The 9684-nt window shown below is 71.4% G+C and carries 8 protein-coding genes (1 of these 8 only partly in view); 4 read left to right on the forward strand and 4 right to left on the reverse strand.

The features are described from left to right. Nucleotides 1–614: the 5' portion of a LysR substrate-binding domain-containing protein gene (locus HW578_RS11870; RefSeq protein WP_369407877.1), read on the reverse strand. Its footprint begins 271 nt before the window's first position; only the first 614 of its 885 coding nucleotides appear in the window; it begins with the start codon at nt 612–614; its stop codon lies off the left edge, out of view. 354 nt (nt 615–968) lie between these two features. On the opposite strand from HW578_RS11870, the gene HW578_RS11875 reads away from it, so the two are divergent. Then, nucleotides 969–1190 (forward strand): DUF1127 domain-containing protein, encoded by a 222-nt coding sequence (locus tag HW578_RS11875; protein WP_198370767.1) that lies wholly within the window; start codon nt 969–971, stop codon nt 1188–1190. A 312-nt stretch (nt 1191–1502) separates the two neighbouring features. Here the strand turns inward: HW578_RS11875 and HW578_RS11885 are convergent, their stop codons facing one another. Genes HW578_RS11885 through HW578_RS11895 form a run of 3 tightly spaced genes read right to left on the reverse strand, consistent with a single transcriptional unit; the run spans nt 1503 to nt 3593 of the window. Further along, nucleotides 1503–1889 (reverse strand): hypothetical protein, encoded by a 387-nt coding sequence (locus HW578_RS11885; protein WP_198370768.1) that lies wholly within the window; start codon nt 1887–1889, stop codon nt 1503–1505. Between the two features lie 7 nt (nt 1890–1896). Beyond that, nucleotides 1897–2550, reverse strand: coding sequence for a serine O-acetyltransferase (cysE, locus tag HW578_RS11890; RefSeq protein ID WP_198370769.1), 654 nt, complete (start codon nt 2548–2550; stop codon nt 1897–1899). A gap of 20 nt (nt 2551–2570) precedes the next feature. Beyond that, the gene (locus HW578_RS11895) at nt 2571–3593 is read right to left on the reverse strand and encodes a cysteine synthase A (RefSeq protein WP_198370770.1); all 1023 of its coding nucleotides are present in this window, start codon (nt 3591–3593) and stop codon (nt 2571–2573) included. Between the two features lie 206 nt (nt 3594–3799). Between HW578_RS11895 and HW578_RS11900 the strand changes: the two genes are divergently transcribed. From HW578_RS11900 to HW578_RS11905, 3 genes are read left to right on the forward strand one after another with little or no spacing between them, the layout of a single operon-like run. Further along, nucleotides 3800–4534, forward strand: coding sequence for an ImuA family protein (locus HW578_RS11900; RefSeq protein WP_198370771.1), 735 nt, complete (start codon nt 3800–3802; stop codon nt 4532–4534). After that, nucleotides 4531–6276, forward strand: a complete 1746-nt coding sequence (locus HW578_RS28300) for a Y-family DNA polymerase (protein WP_304621635.1) — start codon at nt 4531–4533, stop codon at nt 6274–6276. The genes HW578_RS11900 and HW578_RS28300 overlap by 4 nt, the downstream gene beginning before the upstream one ends. Beyond that, the gene (locus HW578_RS11905; protein WP_369407878.1) at nt 6273–9500 is read left to right on the forward strand and encodes an error-prone DNA polymerase; all 3228 of its coding nucleotides are present in this window, start codon (nt 6273–6275) and stop codon (nt 9498–9500) included. The genes HW578_RS28300 and HW578_RS11905 overlap by 4 nt, the downstream gene beginning before the upstream one ends. The last annotated feature ends 184 nt before the right edge of the window (nt 9501–9684 follow it).

Genomic DNA, 9684 nt, shown 5'->3' on the forward strand with positions numbered 1-9684 from the left:
AGCGCGCGCACAGCCGCACGGTGCCAGACGCAGCGCGGCTGCGCCGTCGCCAGAGGGATCGGCGTGCGACGATGCGTTGCGTGCGCCACCGACCCGATCCAGCGCAGCCCCGCCCGCCACAGCGGCTGCCCGACCATACCCGGCCGCTCATTGCCGGCCGAGAGCAGCGTCAGGTCGATCTCGTCGTTCTCGAGTCGCTCGACCAGTTCGCTCGACGGTGCGCAGGTCACCTCGACCTCGACCGCCGGATGCACCTCGGCGAAGCGCGCCAGGATTCCCGGCAGCCAGCGCAGCGCGTAGTCGTCCGGGGTACCGAGCCTTACCGTCCCGGAGACGACCGGTGCGCGGAAGCTGGCGAAGATCTCGTCATGCATTGCCAGCAGACGCTTGGCCCGCTCCAGCAGCCACGCGCCGTGCGGTGTTGTCTCCACGCCGCGCGGCCCGCGCAGCAGCAAAGGTCGACCAAGCGTCTCCTCGAGCCGGCGGATCTGCATCGACACGGCGGATTGCGTGCGCCCCACGGCGGTCGCGGCGCGCGTGAAGGAACCGCCCTCGGCGATCAGCACGAAGGACCGGAGCAGGTCGGGGTCGATACCAGGCGGAAGCGCGAGCACGGCTATGGGCCCGAGGCCGCAGCCGCACCGGTGGGCTGCACCGGGCAAGACCATGCCACCATACGCGACGCCGGCACATCGCCGCGCCACCGGTGCGTCGAGCCCCTGTTCGCCAACCGGCCCGCAAAGACGCCGGGGAGCAATCGGCCTGGCGCCATCGGCAGCGCCACGCTGTCGGTAGAGAGGCCCGATCTGCGGCTGGCGGCCGTTGAGTCAGGCATCGCGACTTTTCCGCTGGTTTCCGAGCACATGCCCGAAACATCATGGATTCTGATGTTAAACGTCAATCGATTTCGTTTTCCTGATGGCCCTCGACCTGCGATCCATCCTCCCGGCGCAACCAGGAGGCCCGCCATGACCGTCCGTAGCATCCTCGCATCCCCCGCCGTGCAGGCGGATACCGGCAGGGGCTCAGCTTGGCTGGCGCGGCTGCGCCGCTCGCTCCAGGCGATCGAGAGCCGTCGCTACCTGGCCGAGATGGATCGCCGCATGCTGGCGGATATCGGCCTCAGCAGGTCCGAGGCGCTGGAGGAAGCACGCCGCGCGCCATGGGACCTCGCGCCGCCGCGGCGCTGAGAGGCCATTTGAGAACGCGCCGTCCGGCGCATGCTGCAGACTGGGGCCGGCATTCTCAAGCGGTCCCTGAGCCGTACCTTCCGAAGTGCAAGGCCTCGCCGCCTGCGCCATGGCGCAGGATGGCTCGCCACTCTCCGGATGCCATCCCATGCCCACGCCGATCCGACCGCACCACTCGGCCGCCGTCCCCGACCATATGCTCGCTGACCTCGGTGCCTTGCGGGACGGACTGACAAGCGGTGAAGCGCGGCGCCGCCTGGTTCGGCATCGACGCAACAGCGCCTCGCCACCCGCCGGGTATCGACTTCTGCGTCAACTCGTTGCGCGGCTCACCGAACCGCTCGTCGCCATCCTGCCGGTTGACGCCCTCATCTCAGGCGCGACGGGCAATTGGGCGAGTTGCGCCGTCATCGTCAGGATCGTCACCGCCTCCGTCAGGCTGGACGTGACACAATCGCAACGCGCCGAAGCCGCGGCCCCGACCTGGCGGTCGCAGCGGCATCCGGAGTTCGTGGCGACCTCGGTCGGCGCACTGAGGCTGGCGCTGCTGCTGGCACTGACGCTGCCCGGCTCGGCCTTCGGCTTCGCCCCGCTGCCGGCGCCGTTGATGGCGGCAATGGCAGGGCTGGTGGTGCTGTATCTGGTCGCAGCCGAGGCGCGCTTGCCATGGAGCAGGAACGCCGGCGGCACCATCGCCACCCGGCCGTCAGGCTGTGGTGACGGGCTGGCGTTCCAGTTCCGCGACGCGCGCGCGCAGCGCCGCCATCTCGGTGCGCATTGCGGCCAGCTGCTCGCCCACGGGATCGTCCTCGGGGTGAGTCAGGCCGTAGCCCACGGTCGGGTCGGCGCAGATCGACCCGGCCGGCGGACGTGCGGGAATGCCCACCACGGTGCAGTCGCGCGGTACATCCTTGGTCACCACGGCATTGGCGCCGATTCGCGCGCCGTCCCCGATGCTGATCGGCCCCAGCACCTGCGCCCCCGCGCCGATCGCGACGTTGTTGCCGATCGTCGGATGCCGCTTGCCAGGGCTGCCCGACAGCCCACCCAGCGTGACGCCGTGATAGATCAGCACGTCGTCGCCGATCTGCGCCGTCTCGCCGATCACCACGCCCATGCCGTGGTCGATGAACAGCCGCCGGCCGATCGTCGCTCCCGGATGGATCTCGATGCCGGTCAGGAAGCGGCCGATATGCGAGATGAAGCGCGCCAGGCCTTTCAGCCCAATCCGCCACAGCGCGTGCGCCATGCGATGCCACAGCACGGCATGCAGCCCGGCGTAGCACAGGATCGTCTCCGGCCAGGACGGACGGGCCGGGTCACGGCTGCGGATGGCGCGGGCCAGTTCGATCACTTCCATCGGTGCCCCCGGGGGATGCGTCAGGCGAGCCAGGGCGGCACGGGCAGCCCCTTGCCGCGCAGGAACTCCGGATTGAACAGCTTGGACTGGTAGCGCGCGCCGCCATCGCAAAGGATCGTGACCACGCGATGCCCGGGCCCAAGCGCCTTCGCCACCTTGATGGCGGCCGCGACATTCACCCCCGCCGAGCCGCCGATCGAGATGCCTTCATGGATCTGCAGATCGAAGACCTGCTCGAGCGCTTCCTCGTCGCTCACCTGCACGGCGTCGTCGATCAGCGCGCGGTCAGGCTCGAGGTTGCCCGGCACCCGCGCCGCCTGGCCAATGCCCTCGGTGATGGAATTGCCCTCTGGCTTCAGCTCGCCGGTCTTGATCCAGGAATAAAGTGAGCTGCCCATCGGGTCGGCCAGCATGATGCGCGCGCCGGGCTTGCGCGCCTTCAGTGCGCGCGCCACGCCGGCCAGCGTGCCGCCGGTGCCGCAGGAACAGGTGAAGGCGTCGATATGGCCGCCGGTCTGAGCCCATATTTCGGGCCCCGTCGTCGCCTCGTGGGCGGCTCGATTGGCCAGGTTGTCGAACTGGTTGGCGTGGACCGCGCCCATCTCCTCGGCCAGGCGGCGGCTGTAATGCACGTAATTGCCGGGGTCGGAGAAGGGCTTGGCCGGGATCAGCCGCAGGTCGGCGCCGATCATGCGCAGGAAGTCGATCTTCTCGCGGCTCTGCGTGTCGGGCACCACGATCACGGCGCGATAGCCCCGCGCATTCGCCACCAGCGTAATGCCGATGCCGGTATTGCCCGCCGTGCCCTCGACGATGGTGCCCGGCTGGCCGGGCGTGAGCAGCCCGCGCTTCTCGGCATCGAGGATGATGCCGAGCCCCGCGCGGTCCTTCACCGACCCGCCCGGGTTCATGAATTCCGCCTTGCCCAGAATCTCGCAGCCCGTCGCCTCGCTGGCGCGGCGCAGTCGGATCAGGGGGGTATTGCCGACCGCACCCTCGAAGCCATCCACGATGCCGGTGGAGGGGGGCGGGGTTGCATCCATGGTCGGCGTTCCTTGCGTCTCGTCTGATCATGGTCGGTTGCCGGGGCAGGTCGGACAAGGGGCGGGAAACCGTTTCTCCTGAGCGCCTTATCTGCAGAAATCCTTGGCGATACGCGCAGCTGCCGGGCGAAACCATCCACGATCCTTGACCTTCGGGGCCGCGATACGAGAACATAAAGCGAACATCAGCGGCCCTCCCCCAGGCCATGTCCAGCCCTCCGAACGCCCCTCCGCTCGACCGTCCCGCCCTCCTCTCGGCGCTCCGCGCACGCATCGCGCGGCTCGAACGCGCCGGCGCGGCTGAAGCCCTGGCGGCGCGCGGGGAGGACGCCATCCCCCTCTCACGCGCCATCGATGCCGGCCTGCCCTGGGGCGGCCTGCCGCGCGCCGCGCTGCACGAGATCCTGGCCGCCGAACCTGGCGCCGCCGCGGGCTTCGCCGCGCTGGTGCTGGCCCGTGCCGGCGGCACGGTGCTCTGGATCGCGCCCGAGCCCGATGCCTGGCCGCCGGGCCTGGCGCGCTTCGGCCTTTCCCCCGCGCAGCTTGTGCTGGTCCGCGCACCCCGCGCGCAGGACGCGCTCTGGGCCATGGAGGAAACCCTGCGCTGCCCGGCCGTTGGCGCCGCCCTGCTGGTGGCCGGCGCGCTCGACCTGACCGCCGCACGCCGGCTGCAACTGGCGGCCGAAGCGGGCGGCGTGCTCGGCCTGCTGCTGCGCCCGGACGATGACAACGCCGCCCCGACCGCCGCCCTGACCCGCTGGCGCATCGGCGCCGCGCCATCGGACAGCACCAGCCCTCACGCCATCGGCGACCCGGCCTGGAACCTCGAGCTGCTGCGCTGCCGCGGCGGCCGTCCCGGCACCTGGCGCGCCACCTGGCACGGCGACCAGCTGGTGACCGAGGACGCGGCAGGCACGGCCACGACACGGCGGCGGGCATGAGGCGGCGGTGCTGCAGGTCGCCGCGGTTGGGGGGAGGTGCGCCGGGGGGCCAGCCCCCCGGTCCCCCCGCTGGGGGCATACGTGCCCCCAGACCCGCGATTCCAGTGGGTCGGGGAGAGGGAGGGGCTTCAAGCGACCTCTTTCCCGACGCGACCGCTGTGCCCCTTCCTCTCCCCGACCCATTTGCCGCGGGGTCCGGGGAGGCCGCAGCCTCCCCGGCGGGGGTCCAGGGGGCAGCGCCCCCTGGCGGCGCTCACCCCAATCCGCACCGCCGCACCCTCGCCCTCCTCCTGCCGCGCCTGGCGGTCGAGCGCCCGCGTCGTCCCGGCCCGCTCGCCGTCTGGGCGCAGCGTGGGGCGCGGCGGGTGGTGGTGGCGATCAGTGCCGAGGCCGAGGCGGCCGGGCTGCGGGCGGGCCAAGCACTGGCCGATGCGCAGGCGATCCTGCCCGGGGTTGTGCTGGTGCCCGAGGACCCGGCCGGGGATGCCGTGGCGTTGGAGCGGCTGGCGCTGTGGTGCCTGCGCTTCACGCCGCTGGTGGGGGTTGAGGATGGGGATGGGTTGCTGCTCGACATCACCGGCGTGGCGCATCTGTTCGGGGGTGAGGACGCCTTGCGGACGGAGGTGCTGGGGCGGCTCGCGCGGCTGGGACTGACGGTGCGCGCGGCGGTGGCGGGGCTGCCGGGCGTGGCGCTGGCGCTGGTGAGGGGTGGGGCGGGCGGTGTGGTGGCGGCGGGGGAGGAGGAAGCCGCGGTGCGGCCGCTCTCTCTGGCGGCGCTGCGGCTCGATCCGGGGCTGGTAAGTACCTTGCAGGGGTTGGGCCTGCGCGATGTCGGCAGTGTCGCGGAGCAGCCGCGCGGGGGGCTGGTGCGGCGCTTCGGGGCGGGGCTGGCGCGGGCGCTGGACGAGGCGCTGGGGCACGCGACGCGGCCGGTCTCGCCGATCCGCCCGCCGCCAGCGATGCAGGTGGCGCAGGATTTCGCCGACCCGGTGGTGACGCGGGAGGGGATCGAGGCGGCGCTCGGCCTGCTGCTGGACGCGCTGTGCCGCGCGCTGCGCGAGGCCGGGCGGGGCGCGCGGCGGATGGTGCTGCGCGCACATCGCGTCGATGGCGCGGTGCAGGAGGTGGCGATCGGCACGGGCCTCGCGACGCGCGACCCGAAGCACCTGGCGCGGCTGTTCCACGGGAAACTGGAAGGGCTGGAACCGGACAGCGGCTACGACCGGATCACGCTGGAGGCGCCGGTGGCCGATCCGCTGACCGGCGTGCAGGACGGGTTGGGCACCACGGGGCGTGCGGCGCGGCGGGAGGAGCTGGCGCAGCTGCTCGATCGCCTGTCGCAGCGCGTGCCGGTATGGCGGCTGGCGCCGTGCGCCTCGCACTGGCCGGAACGCGCGGTACGGCGTGTCGGGGCTTTCGAGGAGGTGACGGGCCTCGACGGCTGGGCCGCGCGGCCGCGGCCGCTGCGGCTGCTGCGCCGCCCGCCCTTCATCGGGGCGATGGCGCTGCTGCCGGATGCGCCGCCCTCCCTGCTGCGGATCGGGCGGGAGGCGCATCGCGTGGTGCGCGCCGAAGGGCCGGAGCGCTTCGAACCGGAATGGTGGCGGGATCGCGCGGACCGGAAGCTGCGCGACTACTACCGGGTGGAGCTGGCGTCTGGCGCGCGACTCTGGGTCTGCCGGATCGGCCTGGTGGAACCGGGCGAGGAGGCGCGCTGGGCCCTGCACGGGCATTTCCCGTGACGGGCTTCGCCGAGCTCGGCGCGCTGACCAATTTCTCCTTCCTGGAAGGCGCATCGCATCCGCACGAGATCGTCGGATCAGCGAAGGCGCTCGGCCATGCGGCGGTCGGCGTGGCGGACCGCAATTCCTTCGCCGGCGTTGTGCGCGTGCATGTCGCAGCGAAGGAGGAGGGGCTGCGCTTCGTCCCCGGCGTGCGGCTGTGTCTCGATGACGGCTTCGACTACCTCGCTTGGCCGACCGACCGTGCCGCCTGGGGACGGCTGACGCGGATGCTCTCGGCAGGGCGCATGGCGGCGCCGAAGGGCGAATGCCGCATCGATCGCGCGGGGCTGGTGGCGCATGTGGCGGGCTGCGTCATGGCGCTGGTCGCGCCCGAGGATATCGGCGCGGATTTCGCGACCAGGCTGCGCGCGGATGCGACGGCGCTGAACCCGCATCTCGCGCTGCCACTGTTCTGCGCCGTGGCGCACCGCTATCGCGGCGACGACCGCAGGCGGCTCGATGCGCTGGCGCGGCTCGGTCCGCCCTTGCTCGCCGCAGGCGGCGTGCGGTTTCACGTGCCTGAACGGCGGCGGCTGGCGGATGTGCTGGCCGCGATCAGGTTGCGCACCACGGTCGATGCGCTCGGCTTCGCGGCGGAGGCGAATGCCGAGGCGCATCTGAAGTCGCCGGCCGAGATGCTGCGCCTGTTCCGGGGCCATGAGGAAGCAGTGGCGAACACGCAGCGCATCGTCACGACCTGCCGCTTCAGCCTCGACGAACTGCGCTACCAGTATCCGAAGGAGGTGCTCGACCCCGGCCGCACGGCGCAGGAGACGCTGCAGGCACGCATCGAGCAGGCGCTGGCGGAACGCTGGCCGCAGGGGCCTTCGGCGAAGCTGCGGCGGCTGCTGGAGGAGGAGCTCGCGCTGATCGCTCAGCTCGACTACGCGCCCTATTTCCTGACGGTGCACGAGATCGTTCGCTTCGCGCAGAGCAGGGGCATCCTGTTCCAGGGGCGCGGATCGGCGGCGAATTCAGCGGTTTGCTATGTGCTCGGCATCACCGCGGCCGATGTCGAGACGCATGACCTGCTCTTCGCCCGCTTCCTCTCGACCGCGCGCAACGAGCCACCCGACATCGACGTCGATTTCGAGCACGAGCGACGCGAGGAGGTGATCCAGCACATCTACCAGCGCTACGGCCGCGACCGCGCCGCGCTGTGTGCCACGCTGAACCGCTACCGGCACCGCGGCGCGATCCGCGAGGTCGGCAAAGCGCTCGGCCTGACCGAGGACATCACCGCGGGTCTCGCGCGGGCGGTCTGGGGCCCACGCGGGGATCGCGACATGTCGGAGGTCGCGGCGGAACGCGGGTTGGATGCCAGAGCCGATCCGCGCCTAGCGCTGGCGATCGAACTGGCCGAGGAGATCCAGGACTTCCCGCGCCACCTCTCCACCCATGTCGGCGGCTTCGTCATCACCGAGGGGCCGCTGGTCGAGCTCGCCGTCGTCTCCAACGCGGCGATGGCAGACCGCACCACTCTCGAATGGGACAAGGACGACATCGAGGCGCTGCACATGATGAAGGTCGATGTGCTTGGCCTCGGCATGCTGACCTGCCTCAGGCGCGGCTTCGACCTGATCGCGCGGCACCACGGCCGACAGGTCGGGCTGCGCGACCTGCCGCCGGATGATCCGCGCGTCTATGCCATGCTGCGGCACGCGGATGCGGTCGGTGTCTTCCAGGTAGAGAGCCGGGCGCAGATGAACATGCTGCCGCGGCTCAGGCCCGAGAAGTTCTACGACCTGGTGGTGCAGGTGGCGATCGTGCGGCCCGGCCCGATCCAGGGCGACATGGTGCATCCCTATCTGCGGCGGCGATCGGGCGAGGAACCGGTCGAGCTGCCCGGGCCTGCGCCGGAGCATGGCCCGCCGGACGAGCTCGAGCAGGTGCTGCGCCACACCTTTGGTGTTCCCTTGTTCCAGGAACAGGCGATGCGCATCGCCATCGTCGCGGCGAAGTTCACGCCGACCGAGGCGGATGCGCTGCGCCGCGCCATGGCGACCTTCCGCTTCGAGGGGAAGGTCATGCAGTTCCGCGAGAAGTTCGTCAGCGGCATGACGCGGCGCGGCTATACGCAGGACTTCGCCGAGCGCTGCTTCCACCAGATCGAGGGCTTCGGCACCTATGGCTTCCCGGAAAGCCATGCGATGTCCTTCGCGCTGCTGGTCTATGCCAGCGCCTGGGTGAAGTGCCACCATCCCGCGGTCTTCGCGGCCGCGCTGCTGAACAGCCAGCCGATGGGCTTCTACGCCCCGGCGCAGATCGTGCGCGATGCGAAGGAGCACCGCGTGGCGGTGCGCGCCGTCGACGTGACGGCAAGCGACTGGGACTGCACGCTGGAACCCGATGCGCGCAGCGCGGAGGGACTGGCGCTGCGCCTCGGCCTCAGGCTGGTGAGCGGCTTCGGCGAGGATGCGGCGCAGCGCATCGCAGCGGCACGGGCGGCGGCACCCTTCGCGTCGATCGCCGATCTCGCGCGGCGCGCGCGTCTCGATCGCGGCGATCTGGAGGCGCTGGCCCAGGCGGATGCCTTTCGCGGCCTGGGGCGGGACCGGCGCGCGGCACTGTGGGATGCCGCGGCGCTGTCGGGCCCTGCCCCGCCGCTCGCCGCGCATGACGGCGTCGAGGCCGCCCCGCGCCTGCCGCGCGCGACCGCCGGCGAGCAGACCGTGCTGGACTATGCCGGCACGGGGCTGAGCCTTCGCGCGCATCCTATGGCGCTGCTGCGGCCGCAACTCGATGCGCTAGGCTTCGCCGATACACGTGCGCTCAACGCCGCGCCGCAGGGCCGCCGGCTGCGCCTGCCCGGCCTGGTGCTGGTGCGCCAGCGCCCCGGCAGTGCGAAGGGCGTGGTGTTCTTTACCGTGGAGGACGAGCACGGCATCGCCAACCTGGTGATGTACCCCGACATCGCAGAGCGCTTCCGCGCGGCCGTGGTCGCATCGCGCCTGATCGTCGCGGAGGGCCGGGTGGAACGGCACGAGAAGTCCGAGGTGCCGATCATCCACCTGCTGGTTTCGCGCGTGGAGGACCGCTCCGACCTGCTGGACGGGCTGCACCTGATGGAGGAGGCGCGCTGGGAGGCGACCATGGCCCGCGCCGACGAGGTGCGCCGGCCCAACCCACGCGACGACCCGCGGGCACGGGTACGGATGCCGGCAAGCCGGGATTTCCACTGATCGCGTTATTGCGACTCATTCTTACTTGCGTTAACCCTGTCACCGCAGCGTAAGGAGTGACCCTGCCCCCCAAAAGCCCTCGTTCATGAGCAGAGCCTGTTCTCCATTTGCCCCGACGCGGGGCGGGTTGCAAAGGCTGCTGGGGTGAGCCCGTTCAGGCTCGTGTGTGGGCGGGCCGTGTTGT

This window comes from Roseomonas rosulenta (assembly GCF_016106005.1).
Lineage (GTDB): Bacteria > Pseudomonadota > Alphaproteobacteria > Acetobacterales > Acetobacteraceae > Neoroseomonas > Neoroseomonas rosulenta.

Excerpts from the sequence above, each read along its gene's own strand:
- HW578_RS28300 (WP_304621635.1), top strand. The coding sequence starts at position 4,531 with ATGAGGCGGCGGTGCTGCAGGTCGCCGCGGTTGGGGGGAGGTGCGCCG.
- HW578_RS11875 (WP_198370767.1), top strand. The coding sequence starts at position 969 with ATGACCGTCCGTAGCATCCTCGCATCCCCCGCCGTGCAGGCGGATACC.
- cysE (WP_198370769.1), bottom strand. The coding sequence starts at position 2,550 with ATGGAAGTGATCGAACTGGCCCGCGCCATCCGCAGCCGTGACCCGGCC.
- HW578_RS11895 (WP_198370770.1), bottom strand. The coding sequence starts at position 3,593 with ATGGATGCAACCCCGCCCCCCTCCACCGGCATCGTGGATGGCTTCGAG.
- HW578_RS11900 (WP_198370771.1), top strand. The coding sequence starts at position 3,800 with ATGTCCAGCCCTCCGAACGCCCCTCCGCTCGACCGTCCCGCCCTCCTC.